Source organism: Micromonospora sp. NPDC049257, assembly GCF_040678915.1.
GTDB lineage: Bacteria > Actinomycetota > Actinomycetes > Mycobacteriales > Micromonosporaceae > Micromonospora > Micromonospora antibiotica.
In genome coordinates this window covers 399,100-423,339 of record NZ_JBFAQU010000003.1, presented here as the reverse complement: position 1 = coordinate 423,339, position 24,240 = coordinate 399,100, and the positions used below count along the sequence as shown (strand labels likewise).

Here is a 24,240-nt window from a genome sequence, read left to right as displayed (position 1 = left end):
TCGACCATGGGTGCAGGAGTCCGGAACGCAGCCCAGCTCCTCGGTGAGCGGTACCGGCTGATCGAGCAGCTCGGCGCGGGCGGCATGTCCGTGGTGTGGCGCGGCTACGACCAGGTGCTGGGCCGGCAGGTCGCGGTGAAGGTGCTCGCCTCCCGGCTGGCCACCGACCGGGCCTTCCGGCACCGGATCAGGATCGAGGCGCAGGCCGCCGCGCGGCTCTGCCACCCCAACATCACCAACGTGTACGACTACGGCGAGTCCGAGCAGGTCGGGCTGACCGTGCCGTACGTGGTGATGGAGCTGGTGGACGGCGGTCCGCTCACCGCGCGGCTCGGCCGCGACGGGCAGCTGCCCTGGCGGGAGGCGGTGACCATCGGGGCCGAGGTGACCTCGGCACTGGCCACCGCGCACGCCCGGGGGGTGGTGCACCGCGACGTCACCCCCGGCAACGTCATGTTGACCGGGACCGGGGTGAAGGTGGTCGACTTCGGCATCTCGGCGTTGGTCGGCGAGAGCGAGAAAGGGCCGGACGGCACCCTGCTCGGCACCCCCGCCTACCTCGCCCCGGAGCGCCTCGACAACGGCCAGGTCTCCCCGGCCACCGACGTGTACGCCGTCGGGCTGCTGCTCTACCGGATGCTCACCGGAAGGCTGCCCTGGCAGGCCAGCACCACCACCCAGATGCTGCGGGCGCACATGTACCACGACCCGGAGCCGATGCCCCCGGTACGTGGGCTCCCCGACGAGGTGGTCGAGCTGGTCGGCCGCTGCCTGGCCAAACGCCCGGAGGACCGGCCGGCGACCTCGGAGGTGGCGCGTACCCTCGCCTCGGCGGCCGGGATGGTCGCGGCCGTGCCGGTGTCCCCGGCCCCCGGGCGGCTCGACCCGGCGTTGCTCGCCAACGCCGGCACCACGATCCTGCCCTGGTCGGCCGACACCGACGCGTTGCCCTTCTCGGGACGGACCCGGAGCCGCCGCGCCGCCACCCGCCGCCGCCGGATCGAGGCCGGGGTGGCCGCCGCGAGCCTCGTCGCCGTCACCGCGGCGATCTGGGGGGTGACCTCGCGCAGCCCGGCCAGCGGCGGCGTCGACCCGCCCGCCGAGGCCCGGATGGGGTTGCCCGAGACCATCCCCTGCGAGGTCGAGTACGCGCTGCGCACCGACTCCGGCAAGGACTTCGCCGCCCAGCTCACGCTGACCAACACCGGTCCCCGGGAACTGCGGGACTGGACGGTGAGCTTCGCCTTCCCCGGCCAGCAGGTCGTCACCGGGCCCACGCCCCAGGTGCGCCAGGAGGGGCGTCTGGTCCGGGTCACCGCGGCGGCCGGCCGTGCCGCGCTGGCCCCGGGCGCGTCGGAGAAGCTCGCCCTGACCGGCCGGTACACCGGCGGCAACCCGTTGCCGTTGGAGTTCTCCGTCGGCGATTCGAGTTGCGGGGTGCGGGTCTCCGGGGTGGCCGGCAGCGCGCCGGTGGTGAAGCCGCCGACGGTGAAGAAGCCGGCGGCGAAGAAACCGGCGAAGACGTCCGGCAAGGGTGGGTCCGGCGCGGCCGGCCCGGCGAAGCCCAAGCCGAAGGCCGAGAAGCCCGGCAAGGGGCCGGGCAAGGGGGCGGGTGCGGCCAAGGGAAAAGCGGGAAAGTGACGGGGAAGGGAGGCAAGGGCGCAGGTGGCGGCGGCCCGGGTGGCGGTCCCGGCAAGGGACACCGGGGCTGAGGCCGGGCACCGGCTCCGGGGCGTTGACCGGGGGTGCCGGCTCTGCGGCGGCGGCCGGGTGCTGCGGCCGGCCGGGTCGGCGGGCGGACGGTGCGGTCAGCGTAGGGCCGCGAACCGCTGCACCTGGGCGATCCCGCCCTCCACGACGAGGATGCTGCCCGGCCCGAGCACCGTGTCCGGGTCGGCGTACCGGAAGCGTTCCCCGGCCGGTTTCGCGCCGACCACCATCACCCCGTAGCGTTCCTGCACCGCCAGGTCCCGCAGCCGGTGACCGACCAGCGGCGGGGGGACCGGCACCTTGGCGATGGCGAAGTCGTCGCCGAACTCCATGAAGTCGAGCATCCGGCTGACGATCAGGTGGGCCACCCGTTCCCCCGTCTCCGCCTCGGGGAAGACCACGTGGTGGGCGCCGACCGAAGCCAGGATCTTCGCGTGCTTGCGGGAGGTGGCCCGCGCCCACACCTGCGGTACGCCCACCTCGGTCAACGCCAGCACGGTGAGCACGCTGGCCTCCACCGAGGCGCCGATGGCGACCACCACCCGGGAGAACTCGCCGACGCCGAGCTGCCGCAGCGCCTGCTCCTCGGTGGCGTCGGCCTGCACCACCCGGTCCAGCGACGCCGACCAGCGTTGCACCCGGTCGGGGTCGCGGTCCACGGCGAGCACCTGGTGGCCGAGCCGGGTCAACGCCCCGGCCAGGTGGCAGCCGAACCGGCCCAGCCCGATCACGGCGATGTCGCCGTCGCCCTCACCCCTAGCCGACAACGGGTTGCTCCTTCGGGTAGCGGTACAGCCGGTGCCGGGTGTTCAACGCAATCGCCGAGCCGAGGGTGAGCGGGCCGATCCGCCCGATGTACATCAGCACGGTCAGCACCAGTTGCCCCGACGCGGGCAGGTGCTGGGTGAGCCCGACGGTGAGGCCGGCGGTGCTGAACGCCGAGGTCACCTCGAACAGCGTCTCGTTGGCCCGGACGTCGGTGGTGAGCACGGTCAGGCCGAGCGTGCCGACCGTCACCAGCGCGACGCTGAGCAGCGCCACCGTCAGCGCCTGGCGTTGGCTGGCCACCGCGATCCGGCGGCGACCCACGGTGACGTCCGGCTCGCCGCGCAACTCCGCCCAGATGACGAAGCCGAGCAGAAAGAACGTGGAGACCTTGATCCCACCGGCGGTGCTGGCGCTGCCACCGCCGATGAACATCAGGGCGACGAGCAGCGGGTAACTCTCCTCGCGCAACGCGGCCACGCCGATCACGTCGAATCCGCCGGTACGGCTGAGCGCGACCTGGGTGAAGGTGGCGAGCAGCTTGCCCGGGGTGTCGTAGGTGCCGATGGTGAACGGGTTGTCCCACTCGGCGGCGAGCAGCCCGACGAACCCCACGGCCACCAGCACCACACTGCCCCAGATGGTCAGCTTGGTGGCCACCGCCCAACGGGCCGGCCGGCGGCGTCGGCGGAACGCCTCGAACAGCGCGGGGAAGCCCAGCCCGCCGACGATCGCACCGAACGCCAGCGGCAGCGCCACCCACGGATCACGGGCGAAACCGACCAGCCCGTCGGTGTAGAGGGTGAAGCCGCCGTTGTTGAACGCCTGGACCGAGTGGAACGTCCCCGACCACAGCGCCCGGCCCGGCGGGTAGTCGTAGGCGAGCCGGAGCCGGGCGGTCACCACCGCGGTCATCACCAGCTCGCAGCCGAGCACCGTGCCGGCGATGCGCATCAGTAGGCGACGCAGGTCGGCGGAGCCGTACTCGGCCGTCTCTGCCTGCACCAGCAGCCGGTTGCGCAGCCCGAGCTGCCGGGTGACCGCCAGGCTGACCAGGGCCGCACCGGTGAGGATGCCCAGCCCGCCGACCTGGGTGAGCACGGTGATCATCACCAGCCCGAACCCGTTCCAGTAGTTCGGGGTGTCGGTGACGGCCATGCCGGTGACCGAGACCGCCGAGGTGGCGGTGAACAGCGCGGTCACCAGCGGGGTGTAGCGGTGTTCGCTGGTGGCCCAGGGCAGCATCAGCAGGCCGGTGCCGATCGCGATCGTCACCAGGAAACCGAACGGCACCAGCCGGACGGGGTGACGAAGGAACCGGCGCACCACACAATCCTGTCGACTACGGCGCGACCGGGCCGGTGAATCGCGTATCCCGGGCCGGTGCCGGCTTCCGCGCTCGTCTCCCCGCAGGGTTCACCTGCCGGCCAGTCGACGACCAACTGGCGGTCAGCCGCGCCCGGTCTGCTGGCATCGCCCCATCGGCACCTGCCGGGGCGTCCCGGGCTTCGACCGGGGTGCCCCCCGACGAAGGAGACCGCGTTGCGACGTACCCTTTCCGCCCTCGGTGTGGCCGGCGCGCTGCTCGCCGTGGCCGTCGCCGTGCCCGGCGCGGCCTCGGCCCGCGAGGACGACGCCGACCGTGCGGACCGGGCCACCCACCGGCCCCTGGTGATCGGCCACCGGGGGGCCAGCGGCTACCGCCCGGAGCACACCCTGGAGGCGTACCGGCTGGCGATCCGGATGGGCGCCGACTACATCGAGCCGGACCTGGTCTCCACCCGGGACCGGGTGTTGGTCGCCCGGCACGAGAACGAGATCTCCGGTACGACCGACGTGGCGGCCCGCCCCGAGTTCGCTGGCCGCAAGGCCACCAAGACCATCGACGGGGTACCGGTCACCGGCTGGTTCACCGAGGACTTCACCCTGGCCGAGCTGAAGACGCTGCGGGCCAAGGAGCGGCTGCCCCAGGTGCGGGTGGCGAACACCGCCTTCGACGGCCGGTTCGAGGTGCCCACCTTCCAGGAGGTGCTGGACCTGGCCCGCGCCGAGTCCAAGGCGCGGGGCCGCACCATCGGCGTCTACCCGGAGACCAAGCACCCCAGCTACTTCGCCTCGATCGGGCTGCCCCTGGAGGAGCCGCTGGTCGCGGTGCTGCGCCGCAACAAGCTGACCCACCGCAACGACCCGGTCTTCATCCAGTCCTTCGAGACGGGCAACCTGCGCAAGCTCGACCGGATGATCGACGTGCCGCTGGTGCAGCTCCTCGACGCCACCGGCCAGCCGTACGACCTCGCCGCCGCCGGTGACCCGCGCACCTATCAGGACCTGGCGACCGCCGCCGGCCTGCGCGGGATCGCCCGGTACGCCGACGGGGTCGGCCTGAACAAGAACCTGATCGTCCCCCGGGACGCCACCGGGAAGCTGCTCGCCCCGACCACGGTGATCCGCGACGCGCACCGGCACCAGCTGGTGGTGCATGCCTGGACGTTCCGCGCCGAGAACCAGTTCCTCCCGGTCGACTTCCGGATCGGCACCGACCCGAACGCCCGGGGCGACATCACCGCCGAGTACGAACTCTTCCTCGGTCTCGGCCTGGACGGCGTCTTCGCCGACCAGCCGGACACCGCCGTCGCCGCCCGCGCCGGCCTGTCCACCCGCTGACCCGCCCGCTGACCCGCCCGCGCCCGGTCGGGTCCGGTCGGGTCCGGTCGGGCGCTTGATCAACTCAATGTCGCCGAGGTAGCGGTGTCCCGTCGCCCGGGACACCGCTACCTCGGCCCACGGGAGTGGATCAATCGCCCAGGCGCGATCCCGGACCGGCCAGGAGTCGCTCCGGCCGCGTACACCTGGTCTCGCTGGCACGTGGTGACGGCCGGAACCTACAGTCGGGCCATGGGCATCGACGGGCCACCGCCGGCAGGAACTCCCGGTCGGGTACGCGTGCGTGCCGTCTACCCCGGCAGCTTCGACCCCTTCACCGCCGGGCATCTGGACGTGGTGGGCCGGGCGCGCACCCTTTTTGACGAGGTGGTCGTGCTCGTCGCGGTCAACGGCAGCAAGCAGCCGGGCGTCGACGAAGAGCAGCGGGCCGCCGCTGTCCGGGCGAGCCTGCCGATGGGATGGACCTCCGTCACCGTCGCCCCGTGGCGTGGGTTGACCGCCGAGTACTGCCTCCGCCACGGGGCGGGAGTGATCGTCCGGGGCGTGCGGAACACCACCGACCTCCAGACCGAATGCCGGCTCGCCGCGATGAACCAGTCGTTGGGCGTCCCCACGGTCTTCCTGCCCGCCCAGCCCGAGCTGGCGGCGATGTCATCGACCGCCGTACGCACGCTGGGGAAGTCGCTGCCGCGACCGGGGTAGCGCGGACACCGGACGGCCGGGGCGCTCCGACTGTGGAGAGTTGTTGTCGCCTGGGCCGCAACAACTCTCCACAATCCAACGGCACGGGTGGGGAGGCCGGCCGGATACCGCTCCATCGGTTCAGGAGAGTGGCGTGACCCAGGATCTCGGGCTCGGGAGTCCGGTCAGAGACTTCCGCCCCCGGTGCTGCGGAGGTTGCTGCCGTCCGTCGGGTTCCGGTGGTCGTCCAGGCGGCGGCGGGCCTGCTCCGATGCCGCCAGGTCCCGTACCTGCCGGTCCCCGTCGGTCACCGGCCGGCGGCCACGACGCCACCATGCCACGGCTGCGAGGGCCACGAGTACGACGATGAGGATGATGAGCCAGCGCATGTCTGCCTCCAGTGGGTGAGGACTCTGCCACCCAGAGTGGACCCCCAGGTCAAGGACCACCGACAGGGCGGCGGAGCGGTTCTCCACGCTGGCGGGTGCGCCGGTCCGGTGGCCGGCGATGCGTGCACGTCGGTTTGCCGTGCACGCCAGTTGGCCGGGCGCGGGTTTGCCGCGGGGCGGGTCAGCGCGTCGCAGGCTCGGTGACGTAGGTGCCCCGGCCGGGCTGACCGGTGATCAGCTCTCGGTCGTGCAGCAGTGAGAGCGCACGCGAGGCGGTGTTCATGTGCACCTGGTATGCCTCGGCAAGCTCGCGGGTGGACGGCAGTTTGTCGCCAGGTTTGAGTTCGCCACTCTTGATCTTCGCGGCGAGTTCGTTGGCGATCTGGCGGTATGGGGCTTCGGCTGTAGGCATGGTGAGACTCCGGTTGGTTCGGCGTCTCTGATCATGCCGGGCCTGCACCAGTAACTGCAACAAGTTGTCGTGTCGCCGCCACAGGGGGTCGACCTACACAAACATTTTGGGTATCTTGTGGATGTCCGGTTCCGGTTGGTTCGGCAGACCTCGGGGGCGGACACCAAGGGTTGGCTCCGGGGCCGTACCGCCGAACAGGGCTGCGGTCCCGAGGCCGGTGACCCGGTCCGCGTCCCCTATCGGCGGACCGGGTCACCTTCCACTGCACCGAATGGAACGCGACCCGGAAGGTGACCCATGCGCATCCTGCTGTCCCTGCTCCGCCGCCCGTGGCTCGGTCGATCCGGCCACCGTCCGTGGCACGGCCTTACCTTCCCCCTGTGGCATCGCCCGGAACCTCGTCCGCACCGTCGCCGGGCGGGACGACGCTGGTCGGAGCGCCCGCCGAACGGTGGTTGGTACCGCTCGCAGGCGTGTCGGCCGCTGACCGCCCGGCAGGTCGAGGAACGACAGTTCGGCCTGGTCAAACGAGGTCTCGACCCGGTGGAGGTGCACGCCTTCCTGCACCGGGTGGCCGCCGACCTGGCGGCAGCCCGGCGTGACCTGGCCCTGACCAGGGAGGAGAACCAACGGATCAAGCGCGCGTTGCGCTCCTGGCGAACCCACATCACCTCGGACGTGCGCTGGTGACCCGGACGGGCTTCGCCGCCGAGCAGCACGCACGTACGGCGGTGAGCCGGACAGGCTTCACGGTCGGTCAGCCGGGCGTGCGGCGGTGAGCCGGACAGGCTTCACGGTCGGTCAGCCGGGCGTGCGGCGGTGAGCCGGGAACGGTTCGTCGTCCACCTGCCCGTGACCGCCGACGACCTGGTCTCCGCCCAGGGACTCGCCCGGGCGATCACCCGGGCACTCGGCTTCCTGCCTGACGTCGACCGGGGCGGCACCACCCTGTCCCGCGAGGACGCCCAGTCCGTACGCCACTGGGTCTACTGCGACCGACCGCTGGCACCCGCCCAGCGCTGCACCCGCCCCGCCGACCACCCCGACGCCTGCACCCCCCACCCCCACCCCCACCCCACCACCGCCCCTCCCTCCCGGCAGCCCCGGTGATCTCCCTCCCTCCCTCCCTCCCTCCCTCCCTCCCTCCCGGTCGCCCCGGTGATCAAGAAGTTTGCGTCACCTGGAGGGCGGATCATGACGTAAACCTCTTGATCAACTGCATGGGAGGTCGGGGTGTCCGGCCGGGGTGGTAGGAATGGCGGGTGGAGGTGCGGGAGCGGGTAGAGCAGGATCGGGTGGCGGTGCGGGAGCGGGCCGAGGGGGTGCTGCGCCGGCTGGCCGGTGCGCACGCCCGGCTGCGTGAGGACCAGTGGCGGGCCATCGAGGCGCTGGTGGTGGACCAGCGGCGGGTGCTCTGCGTGCAGCGCACCGGGTGGGGCAAGTCGGCGGTCTACTTCGTGGCCACCGCACTGCTGCGTGAGCGTGGCGAGCACGGCCCGACGGTCATCGTGTCGCCGCTGCTGGCGCTGATGCGCAACCAGGTGGAGGCGGCGGCCCGCGCCGGCATCCGGGCCCGCACCATCAACTCGGCCAACCTCGACGAGTGGGACGAGATCACCGCCGAGATCCACGCCGGGGCGGTCGACGTGCTGCTGATCAGCCCCGAGCGGCTCAACAACCCCGACTTCCGGGACACCGTCCTGCCGAGGCTGGCCGCCACCACCGGTCTGCTGGTGGTCGACGAGGCGCACTGCGTCTCCGACTGGGGGCACGACTTCCGGCCCGACTACCGCCGGCTGCGTACCTTCCTGGGCAACCTGCCCGAGCGGACCCCGGTGCTCGCCACCACCGCCACCGCCAACGAGCGGGTGACCCGGGACGTCGCCGAGCAACTCGGCACCGAACCCACCGCACCCCCCGCCGACCGCCACGCCCCCCGCGCCGAACTCTCCGCCGACCGCGCCGTGTCGCCCGCCGCACCTCGCGCCGACGGGAGTGCACTGACCGCCGATCCTGCCGCGTCGCCCGCCGATCCTGCCGCGTCGCCCGCCGACGCCGGTGGCCGGCGGGCCGACGTGCTGGTGCTGCGGGGCACCCTGGACCGGGAGTCGCTGCGGCTGGGCGTGCTCGACCTGCCCAGCCCGGCGCACCGGCTGGCCTGGCTCGCCGACCACCTGGACGCGCTGCCCGGCTCCGGGATCATCTACACGCTGACCGTCGCGGCGGCCACCGAGACCGCCGAGTTCCTGCGCGGGCGCGGCTGGTCGGTGGCTTCCTACACCGGTCAGGCCGACGACGCCGACCGTCGCGCCGCCGAACAGGACCTGCTCGACAACAAGATCAAGGCGCTGGTGGCGACCAGCGCGCTCGGGATGGGGTTCGACAAGCCCGATCTCGGTTTCGTGGTGCACCTCGGTGCGCCGCCCTCGCCGATCGCCTACTACCAGCAGGTCGGCCGCGCCGGTCGCGCCGTCGAACACGCCGAGGTGCTGCTGCTGCCCGGTGTCGAGGACGCCGCCATCTGGCGCTACTTCGCCTCGCTCGCCTTCCCGCCCGAGGATCAGGTGCGCACCGTGCTGGCCGCCCTGCACACCGACCGGCCGCTCTCCACCCAGGCCCTGGAACCCATCGTCGACCTGCGCCGGACCCGCCTGGAGTTGATGCTCAAGGTGCTCGACGTCGACGGCGCGGTCCGCCGGGTCCGTGGTGGCTGGCTCGCCACCGGCGAGCCCTGGACCTATGACGAGGCCCGGTTGCGCCGCGTCGCCGAGGCCCGCACCGCCGAGCAGCAGGCCATGCGCGAGTACGCCAGCACGCCCGGCTGCCGGATGCGATACCTGCGGGACTGCCTGGACGACAGCGGTGCCGGCGACTGCGGCCGGTGTGACCGCTGTGCCGCGCCGCTGTTCACCGCCGACGTGTCCGGTCCCGCGTTGACCGCCGCGCAGACCTTCCTCGGCCGCCCCGGGGTGCAGATCGCCCCCAAGAAGCTCTGGCCGACCGGCCTCGACGCGGTCGGCGTACCACTGAAGGGGCGGATTGCCCCGGCGGAGCAGGCGTTGCCCGGTCGGGCGGTGGGGCGGCTGTCCGACCTGGGCTGGGGTGGCCGGCTGCGCGCACTGGTCGGCCCGGACACGGCCGACGGCCCGGTCCCCGACGACGTGGCGGCGGCCGTGGTGGAGGTGCTGAAGGCGTGGGCCCACGGCGACGACCCGTGGCCGCGCCGCCCGGCCGGCGTGGTCGCGGTCGGCTCCCGCAGCCACCCGACCCTGGTCGCCTCGCTCGCCGAGCGGATCGCCACGGTCGGCCGGCTGCCGCTGCTCGGCCTGGTCACCCCCACCGGCCCGGCCGGGGCCGGCGGGCCGCGCGGCAACAGCGCCCAGCGGGTACGCGCCCTGCACGACGCCTTCACCGTCACCGACGAGGTGGCCGGCGCATTGGCCGGGCTGGACGGCCCGGTGCTGCTCGTCGACGACCTGGTCGACTCCGGCTGGACGATGACGATGGCCGCCCGGCTGCTGCGCCGCGCCGGTGCCCCCGACGTCCTCCCGCTGGCCCTCGCCGTCGCCGGCTGATCCGGCCGGGCCGATGCCGGTGGCGGGCGGCCTCGGCAGGCGGCCGACAACGGGCTGAGCCAGCTCGGGTCGCCACGCCGACCAGCGGGCCCAGCCGACCAGCGGGCCCACCGGAGATGGTTCCCCGGCCGGCCGTAGTGCGACCGCCGCCACGGTGCCCGGCCGTCGCCCCGGTGCCGAGGGCCTCGACGGTACGGTGGGCGGATGGCCGACCAGCGATCCGTCACCCGGCCCGCCGGCCCGGCAGGTAGCGGCGGCCCGGCCACTGACCGGGGCACCCCGCAGCCGGTGGACCGGCAGGACCGGGGTACCCCCGACGCGGAACCGGGGGACCGGCCGGGACGTGGCGACGCGGAGCCCGGCGGATGGGTGCTGTCCGCCGGGGGGACGCCGGCCGGGGGCGGGGAGTCGGCGGTCGGACCGGACCGGGCCACCCTGCGGTTGGCACTGGTGGTGGGTGGCCTGGTGCTGGCCGTCCTGCTCGGCTTCGGCCTCGGCCGGGCCAACGGGCGGCCCACCGACCGTACGACGGCGACCGCCGCCACCGCCGCCGGTGACCACACCCATGCTCCGGGCACCGGGGCGCACCAGCACGACGGCACCGCCGGGCAGTCGGGCGGCGACGCGGCCACCGGCCTGTCGGTCACCTCCGGCGGCTACACGCTCACCCCGTCGGGTGGGGAGTTCGTCGCCGGGCGGGCGGGCGAACTGCGGTTCCAGATCCGGGACGCCCAGCGACGGCCGGTCACCCGGTTCGCGATCGTGCACGACAAGCCGATGCACCTGGTCGTGGTCCGCCGTGACCTCACCGGCTTCCAGCACCTGCACCCGACGATGGCCGCCGACGGCACCTGGTCGATCCCGCTGACCCTGCCGGAGCCGGGCGTCTGGCGGGCGTACACGGACTTCACCGCGCTCGCCGACGACGGCCAGCAGACCCCGGCCACGCTGGGCGTGGACCTGGTCGCTCCGGGGGACTACACGCCCCGCCCGCTGCCGGCCCCGGCCACCCGGGCGACCGTGGCCGGGTTCACCGTCGACTACGAGGGCACGGCGCAGGTGGGTGCCGCCGTACCGCTGCGGTTCCGGGTCCGGGACGGGGCGGGACAGCCGGCGACCCTGGAGCGCTACCTCGGTGCGTACGGGCACCTGGTCGCCCTGCGTGAAGGGGACCTGGGCTACCTGCACGTGCACCCGGGACCCGGGCCGGCCACCGACACGGTGACGTTCTGGCTGACCGCGCCCGGCCCCGGCAGTTACCGGATGTACCTGGACTTCCAGGTGGCGGGCGTGGTGCGGACCGCCGAGTTCACCCTCACGGTCCGCTGACCCCCGGCAACCTCCACCCGGCCCGGCGAGGCGCTGCCGTCCCTGCCTGGTCAGCCGGCGAGGCGCTGCCGTCCCTGCCTGGTCAGCCGGCGAGGCGCTGCCGTCCCTGCCTGGTCAGCCGGCGAGGCGCTGCCGTCCCTGCTTGGCCAGCCGGCGAGGCGCTGCCGTCCCTGCGTGGTTACTCGGCGAGGCGCTGCCGTCGCCGCGTGCTCGGCCGGCTCAGCCGGAGCGGCCGCCCGGCCCGATGAAGGGTCCCAGCCGAAGGGCCTCAGCCGGCGAGGGGCAGCCGGAGGAGTCAGCCGGCCCGGCGGATCGGGCGGCGGGCGAGGTAGCGGAGCAGGTCGCGGATGTGGTGCTTCTCCTCGGCGGGCACCGTCGGATCGGCCAGCCGGTCGAGGATCACCCGGACGTCCGCCTCCACCGGGCCGTCGTCGGCGCGGCGGCGGGGGACGGGTCCCGCGTCGGGCAGGCCGAGGGCCCGGAAGGCCGCCGCCACCGGCAGGTCGAGGGCGGCGCAGAAACCGCGCACCTTGGCCAGCTCGGGATAGTCCTGCCAGTCACCGGCGAGCCAGCGGAAAACGGTGGATCGACCGACCCCGGTGTGGGCAGCGAGGTCGCTCACCGTCCAACCCCGCTCGTCACGGGCGTCGTCGATGGCCCGTCGCACGAACCGTGCGAACGCCATCTGGGGTGATACCTCTGTCGAACCCATGCCGGTGAGATCGTCCCTTCCGGTGGGAGTCGGGTGTCCGGTGCGCCCTTCGAGGGTAGTACGGCGGGACGTCGTGACAATTGCCCGACCGTCCGTCCCTTCCGCGCCGACGGCGTCGCCGCACCCGGGGCAGCTGGCGGGCGGGTGCGGACTGCCGCAGTTGTCACCAACCCAGGACGGTCGGTGGGGCCCCCGCCCCGTCCCGTACGCCGAGGAGGAGCAGCCATGGCCGAGCCCGACCGTCCGGTGCCGCACCGCCCGGGTGCGGTCAGCCTCTTCTTCGTCGCCAAGGCGGGGGTGTTCGCCCTGGGCTTCTGGAGCTGGCTGCTGGTGCTGGTGTTGACCGGTGACGGGGCGACCGGGGCGCACGTCCTCGCCGCCGCCGGTGCCGTCACCACCACGCTGGTGGGGGTGGTGCTCGGCGTGCGGCTGGCCCTGCAACGCAGCGCCGCCGCCCGGCACGCCGAACTCAAGCGGCTCCTGGTCGACATCTCGTGGAACGCCTTCGCCGCCGCCGGCAACGCCGAGTCGGCCGGCACGGTGGTGCCGTTCCCCACCACGTCCGTCGAGGGCGAGCGTGGGGAGCGTGATCGGGTCCCTACGGTCTTCGCCCGGGGGCCGGGGGAGCGGCCCGGCGGGCGACGTCGCTGAGCCTGGTCACGCCCCGCCGACGGGTGCGGGCCGGTCGTCCAACAGGATCGACAGGCGCGGGGTGACCTGCCACTGGTCGACCAGCTGCTGATACTCGGCCCGCTGCGGCCCGGTGTCGGTGCCGGACCCGGTGCGGCGGGCGCGGATCAGCAGGTTGCGGGGGGTGTGCCGGGAGTCGACGAACTCGACCACCTCGGCCCGGTAGCCGTGCACCCGCAGCAGCCCGGCGCGTAGCGCGTCGGTGAGCACGTCGGCGAAGCGTTCCCGCAGGATGCCCTGCCGGGTCAGCAGCTCGTACGGGGCCGGCGTCGGCCGGGAACGCAGCTGTGCCGCCAGGTCGTGGTGGCAGCACGGCGCGGCGAGGATCCACCGGGCGTCCCAGCGCACCGCCCGGGCCAGCGCCTCGTCGGTGGCGGTGTCGCAGGCGTGCAGCGCGAGCACCAGGTCGGGGGCGGGTTCCACCACCGCGTCGGCGATGGTACCGGCCACGAAGGAGACCCGGTCGGCCCAACCGAGGCGGGCGGCCAGTTCGCTGTTGCGCTGCCGTTGATCTTCCCGGACGTCCACCCCGACCAGTTCCACGTCCAGCCCGCGACCGGTGAGGTACCGGTAGGCGGCGAAGGTCAGGTAGGCGTTGCCGCAGCCCAGGTCGACCACCCGCAGCCGGCCGGTGAGATCGTCGGGCAGGGTGGCGGCCAGCGCGCGGAGGAAGGCGTCGACCTGGCGCCGTTTGGCCGCGTTGCCGCCGATCGTCGCGAAGATCGGGTCCCCCGGATCGAGCAGGTAGTCCTTCACCCGGTCGTGGCCCTCCGGCCCGGCCACCGGTCGGTCGGCGGTGGCCCGGTGCACCTGGGCTTCGCCGGACTTGGTCACCCGCAGTTGGAGGGTCGCCCCGGCGGTCTCCACGTGCCAGTTGCCGAACGGCTCGGCGAGCAGCGCGTCGACCGCCGCGTCGGCCTCCGCGCCCGGCGACACGTTCCGGGTGTACGGCCGGACGCCGTCGGACGTGGAGATCTGCAACCGGGGGCCGGTCTTGAGGGCCACCGGGCGTAGTTCGGCCCGGACCAGGGAGGGGCGCTGCCCACGGCGTCGACCGGCGGCGACGGCGCGGGTCAGGGCGGGGTCGAGCAGCAACGCCCGGACCTCGGTGAGGGCGGCGTCCAAGGGTTCCGGCATCGCTCCATCATCCTTCCCGGCCGATCGGTCCCGCGAGCGGGCGGACGCGGGGTGACCCCAACCGCCGTGGTGACCGGGCGGACACGCGACATCCCCCGGGCCGTCCGTACGGGCCGGGGGATGTCGGTGGTGCCAGTCAGTCGGCGGTGGCCTCGGCCGGCGTGTCCGTGCCGGAACCGCCACCACGGCGACGCCGCCGACGACGGGGCCGGGTCGACTCGCCCTCGCCGGCCGGCCCGGAGGCTGCGACTGCCGGCTCGGAGGCTGCGGCGGCCGGCTCGCCCGCCGTACCCGTCGGGGTGTCGGTGGACTCCCCACCGGTCACGGTGGTCGGCTCGCCCACGACGACCTCGCCGGCCCGGCGGCGACGCCGGTGGCGCGGGGTACGGGGGCCTTCGTCGGTGGACTCCACGGGCGTCTCGGTGGCGCCCGGCGCATCGGTGTCGGGGCGGCCCCGTCGGCCCTCGCCGCGACCGCCGGTGGCGCCCCGACCGCCGCTGTCACCGCGGCCTCGGCCCTCGCCGCGTCGGGAGCCCCGGCCGCCGCCGCTCTCACCCCGGCGGGAACGGCCACCGAGGTCCTCCTCGACCTCGGCGGAGAGCCCGGCCCGGGTCCGCTCGGCGGTCGGCAGGGTGCCGGTCATCTCGGCGGAGATGTCCAGGTCGGTGTAGAGATGCGGGGAGGTGTGGTAGGTCTCCGGCGGCTCCGGCATGTCCAGGCCGAGCGTCTTGTCGATGATCCGCCACCGGGGCATGTCGTCCCAGTCGACGAAGGTGACCGCGACGCCGGTCGCCCCGGCCCGACCGGTACGACCGATCCGGTGGGTGTAAGTGTCCTGGTCTTCGGGGCAGTCGTAGTTGATGACGTGGGTGACGCCGCTGACGTCGATGCCCCGGGCGGCCACGTCGGTGGCGACCAGCGTGTCGATCTTGCCGGCCCGGAACGCGCGCAGCGCCCGTTCCCGCGCGCCCTGGCCCAGGTCGCCGTGCACCGCGGCCACCGCGAAGCCGCGGAAGTCGAGATCCTCGGCGACCCGGTCGGCGGCCCGCTTGGTGCGGGTGAAGATCATGGTGAGCCCGCGCCCCTCGGCCTGGAGGATCCGCGCCACGATCTCGATCTTGTTCATCGAGTGGGTGCGGTACGCCAGCTGCTGGGTCTGCGGCGACGGGCCGGTCTCGGCGGTGTGCCCGGCGTGGATCGTCACCGGCCGGCGCAGGAACCGCCGGGAGAGGGTGACGATCGGGTCCGGCATGGTGGCCGAGAAGAGCATGGTCTGCCGGTCGTCCGGCAGCATCGCCAGGATCTTCTCGACATCGTCGAGGAAGCCCAGGTCGAGCATCCGGTCGGCCTCGTCGAGCACGAGCGCGCGGACCCGGTCGAGCCGCAGGTGCTTCTGCTTCTGCAGGTCCATCAGCCGGCCGGGGGTGCCGACCAGGATCTCCACGCCCTTGCGCAGCGCGTCGATCTGCGGCTCGTAGGCCACGCCGCCGTAGATCGGCAGCACCCGTACGCCCCGGGTCCGCCCGGCGGCGGCGAGGTCCTTGGCGACCTGGATGCCCAGCTCGCGGGTGGGTACGACGACCAGCGCCTGGGGCACGCCGTCGCTGCCCTCGGCCGGCGCCAGGACCCGCTCCAGCAGCGGTACGCCGAAGCCGAGGGTCTTGCCGGTGCCGGTCGGGGCCTGGCCGATCATGTCGGTGCCGCGCAGCGCGATCGGGATGGCGTACTCCTGGATCGCGAAGGCGCGGGTGATGCCCGCCGCGGCCAGGGCCTCGACGGTCTCGGGCCGCGCGCCGAGCGCGGCGAACGTGGGGGCCTCCGGGCGGACCGGGGCGGTGGGGACCAGTTCCTGGCCCTCCAGTTGGTCGAGAATCTGTTCGCTCATCTGGATCTGGGGGTGCCCTCTCGTGGTGCGCCCCGTTTTGTCCTCAGGGCGCGTTCGGTGTGACGCGGGCCACGCGATCGGCGGCGGAGAATCGCCGCGCCGGACCGGGCCGCACGCGCGCCGTGGGCAGGACTTCGATCAGATCGGCGCCCACGGCAACTACCTCATCCTACCCGAGCAGGTCGGCACACGCTCCTGACCTGGACCCACGGCTTTTCGCCGGGGGTGGGAATTGTGACCTGAGTCACCGTTAATGTCGTCGGTGACGCCGACGGCACAGGGGTGGGCCAGCGCGGCGACCGGATTCGACACGGTCGGTGACCCGCCGCCCACCGGGCCCGGCCTGCGACGGGATCACCCGCCGCAGGGGCCGGACCGGTTCAGCGGACGGTGAACCCGACCGAACGGGGAGACGCCTCGGCGATCTCGACGTAGGCGACCTTGCCGACCGGCACGATGACCCGTCGACCCTTCTCGTCGGTCAGGGACAGCGTCCCCTCGACCTTGGCGAAGGCGTCGGTCACGATCTGCTCGATCTCGGCCGGCGACTGCGCGCTCTCCAGTACCAGCTCGCGCGGCGCGTACTGCACGCCGATCTTGACCTCCACTGTGCCTCCTCAGGTGGGCGAGATAGCCGCCGGTCCGAAGGCTATCCGATCTCGGGGCGGGATGTTCAGGCTGACTCACCCTGGAGCGGGAAGCTCGCGATGCCCCGCCAGGACAACGCCGCGACCAGCGCCTCGGCCTCGGCCTTCGGCACCTGCCGGCCACCGGCCAGCCAGAACTGGGCCGCCGTCTCCGCCGCACCGACCAGGCCGGAGGCGAGCAGTTCGGCGTGCGACCGGCTGACCCCGGTGTCGGAGATGATGGTGTCGGTGATCGCCGCGATGCAGCCCTGCTCCACCCGCTCAACCCGCTGCCGGACCGCCGGATCGTTGCGCAGGTCCGACTCGAACACGAGCCGGAACGCCTCGCTCTCGTGGTCGACGAAGTCGAAGTAGGCCCGCACCGACGCGCCGACCCGCTCCTTGTTGTCGTTGGTGCCCCGCATCGCATCGTGCACCTTGGCGACGATGGCGTCACAGTGCGTGTCGAGCAGCGCCAGGTAGAGATCCATCTTTCCGGGGAAGTGCTGATACAGCACCGGCTTGGAAACCCCGGCCCGCTCGGCGATGTCGTCCATCGCCGCGGCGTGGTACCCCTGGGCTACGAACACCTCCTGAGCCGCCGCGAGTAGCTGCTTACGGCGTGCTGAGCGGGGCAGCCGGGTGGGCCGGCCGGTAGTCTGCGCACCGTTCCCCACAGCGGTCATGGGAACCTCCGAGTTTCGTCATCCAGCCGGCACTTTTACCCCGTACCGGTCAGGGCACTCACCCCGGCCCCGGAATTGGCCCGCCGCTGTAACTTATCGCCACTGTCACCACACGGTAGCCTCAGCGGGGGCGACCAAGGAGCGCGCGGTGAGTGAATCAGGGCAACCCGGTGCCGCCACCCCGGGAGAGCATGACGACGGTACGGGTCAGCAGGACGACCTGGCCCGTTCCGTCAACGGGTGGGCACCTGCGACCGGGTGGTCCGGCGGAACCGACGCCCCGGGTTACCGGGAGTCGGCCTCACCGTGGAACCGGACCGATCCCACCGCCGGCTGGGGTGGTCAGCCGTCCCGGCACGGTGACCTGCCTGCGCCGTTCCCCGTTCCCCCGGCCGGCGACGAGGTCCCCCGCAACGGGCGGGCCCACCGCAATGGTCACGACTCGGCACCGGAATTCCCGGCCCCGCTGCGTCGCCCGGTGAGCGCCCCGCCCGGCGGGCCGGGGCACCCCGCCGACGACCCCGGATTCACCGACGGTGACCGACTGGTCGTGCCGGCCCAGCGGCCGGCGTCCCCGGCTGAGCCACCGCACGATCCCGAGTCCGCCCGGCACTCCTCGGACGATCCCGCCGCGCCCCGGCGCGGCCACTGGCCCGACAGTGGCCTGCCCACCTCCGCCCCGCCGGCCGTGCAGGTCCCGCCGGTCGGCACCGCCGCCTCCGGGTTCGAGGTGCCCCCCGGTTTCCACGCCCCCGAGCGGGGCGAGGCCGGGCCGCTGCCGACCGACGCCCCCCGCGACTGGAGCAACCGGCTGCCCGCCGAGGGCGGCCCGCGCGGGGCCGGCCGGTTCGCCCCCACCGAGCCCACCGCCGGCACCGAGCAGCCCGGTGCCGATCCGTACGGCACCGAGCCGCGTGGTGCCGATCCGTACGGCACCGAGCCGCGTGGTGCCGGGCAGTACAGCGGGGAGCAGTCCGCTGCGGGGCGTCGGCCCGCCCCCGGACCGGACGAGCCCGACTGGTCCGGCCCGAGCTGGAACCGGCCCAGCTGGGGCGGCAGCTGGGCACCCGCCTGGTCACGGGACGAGGAGCCGCCCGCCGGCCGCCCGACCCGCGCCGAACGGACGGCCGAGTGGTCGGCCGAGCCCGCCCGCCCCTACGAGCCGGTCCGTGCCGAACCCGCCCGCCCCTACCAGCCGGTGCGCGCCGAGCCCGCCCGGCCGTACGAGCCGGTGCGCTCGGAGGTGCCCCGCCCGTACGAGCTGACCCGCTCCGAGCCGGTCACCCCACCGGCGCTGCCGGAGCCCGCGCCGCCGGTGGTCGCCCGGCCCGGCCGGGACCAGCCGCCCGTCGCGCCGGTCGTCGACCGGGTCGCCCCGGGCCGCCCCGGCACCGACCACCCCGAGCCCGACTGGTCCGACCGCACCGGTCACGACCGCGACCGGCCCGAGCGGGACTGGTCCGGGCGTACCGGCCGGTCCGAGCGGGACCTTCCGACCCGCACCGACCGGCCCGAGGGCGGCTTCTCCGGCCGGTCCGAGCGGGACTTCCCGGACCAGGTGGACCGCAGCGGTCGAGCGGAGCGCTCCGAGCGGGACTGGACCGCCCCCGTGAAGCGGGACTGGACCGACCGCCCCGAGCAGGACCGGTCCGGCCGGGACTGGACCGACCGGTCCGGGCGGGACTGGCCGGAGCCCGTCGAGCGGCCCGACCGCGGCCGGCCGGCCGGCGAGTCCGCCATCGAGGGGTCGCCCACGCCGGACCGACCGGCCGAGCGACGCCCCTGGGCGGTGGGCCCGCCCGCCGACGCGCCACCCGTACCCCCCGAGACGTTCACCGGCCCACCCCCGGCGGCCCCCGAGACGTTCGCCGGCCTGCCCCGCGACGAGCCGGCCGGTCTGTCGCCCGCCTCGCGGGCCGAGCCGCCCGCCGTGCCGGCCCTGCCGGGGCCCGAACCGGTCGGGCCGGTGGCCGCCTCCGGCCCGGAACGGGGCACCGGACTGCCGCCCGCCGTCCGGGCCGACCAGCCGTTCCGACTCCCCCGCGACGAGCCGGCCGCCCGTCCCGTCGGCCGCGCCGACCAGCCGTTCCGACTCCGGTCGGTGCCGACCGAGCCGGCCACCCCCACCGATCTTCCCGGCCACCCGCCGGAGCCTCCCGTCTCCGCCGTCGGTGCCCCCGCCACGAGCGGGCCACACCGCCTGGACCGGATTCCCCCCGCGCCCGTCCCGACGAGCGCTCCCCCCTACGCGGCCCGCCGATCCGCCCCTGACCCGCTGACCGCCACCGAGCCGGTGGTGGACGAACGGCAGCCGGACCGGGGCACGGCGGTGCTGCCGCAGCGCGTCCCCGCCGAACCGGACGTGCCCGTCGTGCCGGAGCCGCCAGCCGTGGAGCCCCCCGCAGAGACCCCGGAGCTCGCCCGAATCGCCACCCACCTGCGTCGTGACGACGAGCCCGCCCCGCTGCGGGAACGCCCCGAGGGCTTCGACGTCAACGCGATCCTGGACGCCGTACGGGAGGTGGCCGGGGTGCGGGACGCGGCGCTGCGTCGTACCCCCGCCGGGGCGCACAGCCTGCGCCTCGACCTGTCCGACGGGGCGGACCCGGCGGAGGTGAGCCGACTGGTGGCCCGCCTGCTCCAGGAACGGATGGGCCTCGCCGCCGCGCCGCAGAACCTGTCCGGTGAACCCAGCGCCCCGGTGCCGCCGCCGCTGCGTCGGCGTACCGGTGAGCCGCGTCCGGCTGCCGGCGAGCGCCCGGGTGACGCCCGGGGCCGTGACGAGTTCGGCCCGGCCGACCGGCGGGATCCGAACCGGGGCGGTGCCCCGACCGGCCGGGCCCGCGCCGTCGAGCCACCCGCCGCGTCGCCGGTGGTCTCCCCATCCGCTGCGGCACCGCCCGTCGTCGCGTCGTCCCCGGTCGAGGAGCGCCCGGTCGGTGACCCCGCCCGACCGGCGGGTGAGCCGACGGCCCGGTCGACCGCCGCGGCCCGTGCCGACGGGGTGTCCCGCGCCGACGGTCCGGCCTGGGACGGCGAGGAGCACCCCGCCGAGGAGTCGCCGACCGCGTCCGGGGTGCCCCGGCGACGTCGGCAGCCCGTCCACCGGGGTCGGGCCAGTGTGGAGGAGGCACCCCCGGGGGCGCTGCTGGTGCCGACCGGCAGCCCGGCGACGCTCAACGCGTCGTACTCCGGTGGGCAGATGACCACGACGGAGACCGCGCCGTCGCGACCGCTGGACACCGGCGGTGTGCCGGGGCCCCGGGTGGTGATCGACCACGTCCAGGTGAGCACCTTCGGCCTGGACGCCAACGTCGAGGTACGCCTGCTCACCGCTGGTGAGCCGGCCGCCGGTCACGCCACCGGGCCGGCCGTGGACGGGTACGTGCTGCGGCTGTGCGCGGTGGCCGCCGCGGCGGCCGTGGACGAGTTGCTGCGCCACGCCGAGCGCACCGCCGAGCGGGGACGTTGCTTCGTCGAGCACGCCGCCGTGGTGCCGTTCGGCAACTGCGAGGTGGCGACCGTGGTGGTGCTGCTGGTCTGCGACGGCTGGGTGGAGCAGTTGGCGGGGTCGGCGCTGGTCGCCGGTGATCCGCGTCAGGCGGTGGTCCGGGCGACCCTGGCGGCGGTCAACCGACGCCTCGAAGCGTTGCTCGCCTGACCTGGCACGTTGTCGGCGAGGGGTCGGGGCGGTAACACTGCCGGTATGAAGCGCGCCGCCCTCTGGCCCGAGGAGCACCTGCCCCCGCACCGGCTGCCCCCACCGTGGCCCGGCCGGGCGGTACGCCTCGACGGCACGGTCACCTACGTCCGGGACACCCCGGCCACCGGGCCGGACGCGGAACCGGCGCTGTACGTGCACGGGCTGGGTGGTTCGTCGCAGAACTGGACGGACCTCGCCGGCCTGCTCGCCGGCCGCCTCGACGGGCAGGCGATCGACCTGCCCGGTTTCGGGCGCAGCGAGCCGGGGCTGCGCTACACCATCCCGGCGTTCGCCGACCGGGTGGTGCGCTGGATCGAGCACTCCGGCCGGGGCCCGGTGCACCTGTTCGGCAACTCGTTGGGCGGGGCGGTCTCGGTGTACGTCGCCGGTCGCCGGCCGGACCTGGTGCGGACCCTGACGCTGATCTCGCCGGCCCTACCGTTCCTGAACTTCGGGCGTTCGTTGCAGGGGCGGATGCTGCCGCTGCTGGCCATCCCGCGGGGGGAGCGGTTGGCTGCGTGGCGGCTCGCCCAGCTCGCCCCGGAGGTGATGGCCCGGCAGGCGATGGAGGCGTGCGTGGCCGACCTGAGCCGGATCAGCGACCAGCGCCGGCAGGAGGCGCTGGAGGAGATCCGGGTCCGCTACGAGGCGACGCACTACGCCGCCGCGTACGTCCGGACGTTCCGGGGGCTGGTGGCCAGCTTCCTGCGGTCGTACCTGCCGGGGCCGGGGTCGCTGTGGCGGATCGCCGCCGCGATCGAGGCGCCCACCCTGGTGGTGGGGGGCATGAAGGACCGGCTGGTGGACGTCCGGGTGGCCCCGCAGACCGCCCGGATCATCCCGGACAGCCGGTTGATGATGCTGGCCGGCGTCGGGCACGTGGCCCAGTTGGAGGTGCCGCGTACGGTGGCCCGCGCCGTGCTGCACCTGCTCGCCGAGACGGCGGGGGCCCCGCCGCCCGCCCGGCCCGGCAGGCCACCGGCCGGCGGTGCGGACCCGACGTCTGCCGGGGACGCGGTGCCGACGACCGGCGGTGGGGCGGACGTGCCGTCGGCCGGTGCGGGTGCCGCGCTTGAGTTCGGCGGGGGCGACGCGCCGGAGTTCGGTGGTGACGTGGCGTGGCGGCCCGGGGTGGCATCCTGACCCGGATGACTGCCCTCCTGCGCCACGGCCTGCGATGGGCCCGTGGCATCCGCCGCCCCGGGACGGTCCTGCGCCGTCCGTTCGTCTTCACCGGCCGGTCGCGTCCGGCGCTGTCGGCGACCGTGCTGCTGTTGGTGGTGGTCTCCGGCGGGCTGGCGGTGACCACGGGTGCGGGGTCGGGCACCGGTCGGTTGGTCGCCCGGCCGGTGGTGCCACCCGGCGGGTCGGCCGCGACCGGTAACGCGTCGGACGCCGTGGGGTCGGCCGGCGACTTCGGGCGGGCCGGGCCCGCCGACGGTGCGGGTCCGCAGGGTGCGGCCGGGCCGGTGCCGCCGGTCGCGGTGCCGTCGGCGGAGCAGGCCGGCGTGGGTGGCCCGACCACGGCCGTGCCGCCGTTGGCGTTGTCCGGGCCGGTCCCGGCGACGGGCCGGGGCACCTTCGCCTACGACGACCGGGCCGGGGCGACGCTGGGCCGGTCCGGTGTGCTGCGGCGGTACCGGGTGGCCGTGGAGGTCGGCTCCGGTGAGGACGTCCGGGACTTCTCCGACCAGGTGCAGGCGGCGCTGGCCGGGCCGGGTAGCTGGGTGGACGGCGGGCGGTTGCGGCTGCGCCGGGTGCCGGGGGACGCGCCGTACGACTTCACGGTCCAGTTGGCGACCCGGAACACGGCGGGTCGGTTGTGCCGGGCCGGTGGGGTGGACATCCGGGTCGGTGGGGTGCCGTTCACGTCGTGCCGCGCGCCGGGGAAGGTGATCGTCAACCTGGACCGGTGGCGGACGTCGGTGCCGCACTTCGTCCGGGCCGGGGTGCCGTTGGCGCTCTACCGGACGTACGTGGTGAACCACGAGGTGGGGCACCAGTTGGGGCACCGCCACGAGGGGTGCCCGGGGGTGGGCCGGCCGGCGCCGGTGATGCAGCAGCAGTCGTTGTTCCTGCGGGGGTGCACGGCGAACCCGTGGCCGTACCTGGGTGGGCGTCGGTACGCCGGCCCGGCGCGCTGAACCCGCCGGGGCGGGTCGTTCCGGTGGATGTGAAACATCCTCTCGTAAGAAGTGGCAATAACGCTGATATGCCCGATTAGTCTGCCATGCTGGACGGGTGACCACCCCGACCGACTCCGCCGGGCGTCCGGAGCCGCCGGCCGCCGGCCCACCCGACCCACGCCCATGCGACCGCACCGCGTCGCAGCCCGCCGACCAGCGCCACCGCGACCCGCGCACCGAGCCGAGCCGCGGCGGGCCGAGCCACGGCGGGCCGAGCCACACCACGGAGGGGCGGAGAGGGTCGTACCGCAGTCGTCGGTTGCGGCGTCGGCGTCGCCGGGCCGTGCTGCTCGGCCTGGTCCTGCTCGGCGCGGGCGGGTTCGTCGGCCTCTACCCGGACGACCCCCAGGGAGACCCCGCGCCGGTCGCCGGGCGGCTGGCCGACGGGACGGGCGGTGGACGACCGACCGGTGGACCCGACGGCGGGCAACCCCCCACCGGCTACCCGCGCAGCGGACCCGGGCGCTTCACCGCCGCAGACGGCCGCTCCGAGGTGTACGGCTCCGACGGCCCGCTGCACCGCTACCGGATCGAGGTGGAACAGGGCACCGGTCAGGACGTGGACGCGTTCGCCGCCGCCGTGGACGCCACCCTGGGTGACCCGAACAGCTGGATCCGCTCCGGCGAACTGCGGTTCCAGCGGGTGCCGGAGGTGGCCGCCGCCGACTTCACCATCTATCTCGCCACCCCGGCCACCTCCGAGCGGATCTGCGCGGAAGGTGGGCTGGACACCGAGGGCTACACCTCCTGCCGGCTGCCCGGTCGGGTGGTCATCAACCTGGCCCGCTGGATGGACGCCGTGCCGGACTACGGGGCGCCGCTGTCGGTCTACCGGACGTACGTGGTCAACCACGAGGTGGGGCACGAACTCGGCGAGGAGCACCAGGCCTGCCCCGGGGTCGGCGAGCCGGCCCCGGTGATGCAGCAGCAGACGTACGGGCTGGACGGCTGCGTGGCCAACGCCTGGCCGTACGTCGACGGCTCCCGCTACTCGGGCGAGCTGATCCCCGGCGCCTGAGTTATTCCCCTCCCGTATGTCGGACGGGGTGTCACTGCTCATGGCCGAGGGGTGGTCGGCCGAGCGACAATG

At 74.5% G+C, this 24,240-nt stretch carries 19 protein-coding genes and 3 pseudogenes; 13 read left to right on the top strand and 9 right to left on the bottom strand.

Annotated elements, in window-relative coordinates; translation table 11 throughout:
* Positions 1–6: 6 nt before the first annotated feature.
* Positions 7–1,641: a serine/threonine-protein kinase gene (locus tag AB0K25_RS08230; RefSeq protein ID WP_363819175.1), complete on the top strand. Its 1,635-nt coding sequence runs from the start codon at positions 7–9 to the stop codon at positions 1,639–1,641.
* A gap of 167 nt (positions 1,642–1,808) precedes the next feature.
* On the opposite strand, the gene AB0K25_RS08225 is transcribed toward AB0K25_RS08230, so the two are convergent.
* Positions 1,809–2,477, bottom strand: a complete 669-nt coding sequence (locus AB0K25_RS08225; RefSeq protein ID WP_244252651.1) for a TrkA family potassium uptake protein — start codon at positions 2,475–2,477, stop codon at positions 1,809–1,811.
* Positions 2,467–3,801 (bottom strand): potassium transporter TrkG, encoded by a 1,335-nt coding sequence (locus AB0K25_RS08220; protein ID WP_219464829.1) that lies wholly within the window; start codon positions 3,799–3,801, stop codon positions 2,467–2,469. Before AB0K25_RS08220 ends, AB0K25_RS08225 begins: the two co-directional genes overlap by 11 nt.
* 216 nt (positions 3,802–4,017) lie before the next feature.
* Here AB0K25_RS08220 and AB0K25_RS08215 point away from each other — a divergent pair, with 216 nt between their 5' ends.
* On the top strand, positions 4,018–5,139 hold the full coding sequence (locus AB0K25_RS08215; protein WP_219464826.1) for a glycerophosphodiester phosphodiesterase: 1,122 nt from the start codon (positions 4,018–4,020) through the stop codon (positions 5,137–5,139).
* A 231-nt stretch (positions 5,140–5,370) separates the two neighbouring features.
* Positions 5,371–5,841, top strand: coding sequence for a pantetheine-phosphate adenylyltransferase (gene coaD / locus AB0K25_RS08210; protein ID WP_219464824.1), 471 nt, complete (start codon positions 5,371–5,373; stop codon positions 5,839–5,841).
* A 164-nt stretch (positions 5,842–6,005) separates the two neighbouring features.
* On the opposite strand, the gene AB0K25_RS08205 is transcribed toward coaD, so the two are convergent.
* Entirely contained in the window at positions 6,006–6,209 is a 204-nt protein-coding gene (locus AB0K25_RS08205; protein WP_357538491.1) for a hypothetical protein, read from the bottom strand.
* Positions 6,210–6,390: 181 nt separating this feature from the next.
* The gene (locus AB0K25_RS08200; RefSeq protein ID WP_219464820.1) at positions 6,391–6,621 is read right to left on the bottom strand and encodes a winged helix-turn-helix domain-containing protein; all 231 of its coding nucleotides are present in this window, start codon (positions 6,619–6,621) and stop codon (positions 6,391–6,393) included.
* A gap of 297 nt (positions 6,622–6,918) precedes the next feature.
* Here AB0K25_RS08200 and AB0K25_RS08195 point away from each other — a divergent pair, with 297 nt between their 5' ends.
* The 5 genes and pseudogenes from AB0K25_RS08195 (at position 6,919) to AB0K25_RS08175 (ending at position 11,525) form a co-directional block, all read left to right on the top strand.
* Positions 6,919–7,311 carry a DivIVA domain-containing protein gene (locus AB0K25_RS08195; protein ID WP_357538489.1) on the top strand — a complete coding sequence of 131 codons (393 nt, stop codon included), beginning with the start codon at positions 6,919–6,921 and terminating at the stop codon, positions 7,309–7,311.
* A gap of 129 nt (positions 7,312–7,440) precedes the next feature.
* Positions 7,441–7,731: a hypothetical protein gene (locus tag AB0K25_RS08190; RefSeq protein WP_357538487.1), complete on the top strand. Its 291-nt coding sequence runs from the start codon at positions 7,441–7,443 to the stop codon at positions 7,729–7,731.
* Between the two features lie 185 nt (positions 7,732–7,916).
* Positions 7,917–8,519, top strand: a pseudogene (locus AB0K25_RS08185) (DEAD/DEAH box helicase); the annotation flags it as partial.
* A gap of 180 nt (positions 8,520–8,699) precedes the next feature.
* Positions 8,700–10,196 (top strand): annotated as a pseudogene (locus AB0K25_RS08180) (helicase-related protein); the annotation flags it as partial.
* A gap of 204 nt (positions 10,197–10,400) precedes the next feature.
* Positions 10,401–11,525 (top strand): hypothetical protein, encoded by a 1,125-nt coding sequence (locus AB0K25_RS08175; RefSeq protein ID WP_363819168.1) that lies wholly within the window; start codon positions 10,401–10,403, stop codon positions 11,523–11,525.
* A 295-nt stretch (positions 11,526–11,820) separates the two neighbouring features.
* Here the strand turns inward: AB0K25_RS08175 and AB0K25_RS08170 are convergent, their stop codons facing one another.
* Entirely contained in the window at positions 11,821–12,237 is a 417-nt protein-coding gene (locus AB0K25_RS08170) for a helix-turn-helix transcriptional regulator (RefSeq protein ID WP_219464817.1), read from the bottom strand.
* Positions 12,238–12,462: 225 nt separating this feature from the next.
* On the opposite strand from AB0K25_RS08170, the gene AB0K25_RS08165 reads away from it, so the two are divergent.
* Positions 12,463–12,888: a hypothetical protein gene (locus AB0K25_RS08165; protein ID WP_363819165.1), complete on the top strand. Its 426-nt coding sequence runs from the start codon at positions 12,463–12,465 to the stop codon at positions 12,886–12,888.
* A gap of 6 nt (positions 12,889–12,894) precedes the next feature.
* Here the strand turns inward: AB0K25_RS08165 and AB0K25_RS08160 are convergent, their stop codons facing one another.
* The 4 genes from AB0K25_RS08160 to AB0K25_RS08145 form a co-directional block, all read right to left on the bottom strand.
* The gene (locus AB0K25_RS08160; protein ID WP_363819162.1) at positions 12,895–14,064 is read right to left on the bottom strand and encodes an SAM-dependent methyltransferase; all 1,170 of its coding nucleotides are present in this window, start codon (positions 14,062–14,064) and stop codon (positions 12,895–12,897) included.
* A 136-nt stretch (positions 14,065–14,200) separates the two neighbouring features.
* Positions 14,201–15,949: a DEAD/DEAH box helicase gene (locus AB0K25_RS08155; RefSeq protein ID WP_219464811.1), complete on the bottom strand. Its 1,749-nt coding sequence runs from the start codon at positions 15,947–15,949 to the stop codon at positions 14,201–14,203.
* 380 nt (positions 15,950–16,329) lie between these two features.
* Positions 16,330–16,557, bottom strand: coding sequence for a DUF3107 domain-containing protein (locus AB0K25_RS08150; protein ID WP_091242202.1), 228 nt, complete (start codon positions 16,555–16,557; stop codon positions 16,330–16,332).
* Positions 16,558–16,622: 65 nt separating this feature from the next.
* Positions 16,623–17,261: a TetR/AcrR family transcriptional regulator gene (locus AB0K25_RS08145; RefSeq protein WP_208568268.1), complete on the bottom strand. Its 639-nt coding sequence runs from the start codon at positions 17,259–17,261 to the stop codon at positions 16,623–16,625.
* Positions 17,262–17,409: 148 nt separating this feature from the next.
* Between AB0K25_RS08145 and AB0K25_RS08140 the strand changes: the two genes are divergently transcribed.
* The 4 genes and pseudogenes from AB0K25_RS08140 (at position 17,410) to AB0K25_RS08125 (ending at position 24,168) form a co-directional block, all read left to right on the top strand.
* The gene (locus AB0K25_RS08140) at positions 17,410–20,922 is read left to right on the top strand and encodes a hypothetical protein (RefSeq protein ID WP_363819158.1); all 3,513 of its coding nucleotides are present in this window, start codon (positions 17,410–17,412) and stop codon (positions 20,920–20,922) included.
* A gap of 45 nt (positions 20,923–20,967) precedes the next feature.
* Positions 20,968–21,903 (top strand): annotated as a pseudogene (locus AB0K25_RS08135) (alpha/beta hydrolase); the annotation flags it as partial.
* Between the two features lie 209 nt (positions 21,904–22,112).
* Positions 22,113–23,108, top strand: coding sequence for a DUF3152 domain-containing protein (locus AB0K25_RS08130; RefSeq protein WP_219464809.1), 996 nt, complete (start codon positions 22,113–22,115; stop codon positions 23,106–23,108).
* A 97-nt stretch (positions 23,109–23,205) separates the two neighbouring features.
* Positions 23,206–24,168, top strand: a complete 963-nt coding sequence (locus AB0K25_RS08125; protein WP_363819155.1) for a DUF3152 domain-containing protein — start codon at positions 23,206–23,208, stop codon at positions 24,166–24,168.
* Positions 24,169–24,240 lie beyond the last annotated feature (72 nt).

Excerpts from the sequence above, each read along its gene's own strand:
- AB0K25_RS08230 (WP_363819175.1), top strand. The coding sequence starts at position 7 with ATGGGTGCAGGAGTCCGGAACGCAGCCCAGCTCCTCGGTGAGCGGTAC.
- coaD (WP_219464824.1), top strand. The coding sequence starts at position 5,371 with ATGGGCATCGACGGGCCACCGCCGGCAGGAACTCCCGGTCGGGTACGC.
- AB0K25_RS08205 (WP_357538491.1), bottom strand. The coding sequence starts at position 6,209 with ATGCGCTGGCTCATCATCCTCATCGTCGTACTCGTGGCCCTCGCAGCC.
- AB0K25_RS08200 (WP_219464820.1), bottom strand. The coding sequence starts at position 6,621 with ATGCCTACAGCCGAAGCCCCATACCGCCAGATCGCCAACGAACTCGCC.
- AB0K25_RS08195 (WP_357538489.1), top strand. The coding sequence starts at position 6,919 with ATGCGCATCCTGCTGTCCCTGCTCCGCCGCCCGTGGCTCGGTCGATCC.
- AB0K25_RS08175 (WP_363819168.1), top strand. The coding sequence starts at position 10,401 with ATGGCCGACCAGCGATCCGTCACCCGGCCCGCCGGCCCGGCAGGTAGC.
- AB0K25_RS08170 (WP_219464817.1), bottom strand. The coding sequence starts at position 12,237 with ATGGGTTCGACAGAGGTATCACCCCAGATGGCGTTCGCACGGTTCGTG.
- AB0K25_RS08165 (WP_363819165.1), top strand. The coding sequence starts at position 12,463 with ATGGCCGAGCCCGACCGTCCGGTGCCGCACCGCCCGGGTGCGGTCAGC.
- AB0K25_RS08160 (WP_363819162.1), bottom strand. The coding sequence starts at position 14,064 with ATGCCGGAACCCTTGGACGCCGCCCTCACCGAGGTCCGGGCGTTGCTG.
- AB0K25_RS08155 (WP_219464811.1), bottom strand. The coding sequence starts at position 15,949 with ATGAGCGAACAGATTCTCGACCAACTGGAGGGCCAGGAACTGGTCCCC.
- AB0K25_RS08145 (WP_208568268.1), bottom strand. The coding sequence starts at position 17,261 with ATGACCGCTGTGGGGAACGGTGCGCAGACTACCGGCCGGCCCACCCGG.
- AB0K25_RS08130 (WP_219464809.1), top strand. The coding sequence starts at position 22,113 with ATGACTGCCCTCCTGCGCCACGGCCTGCGATGGGCCCGTGGCATCCGC.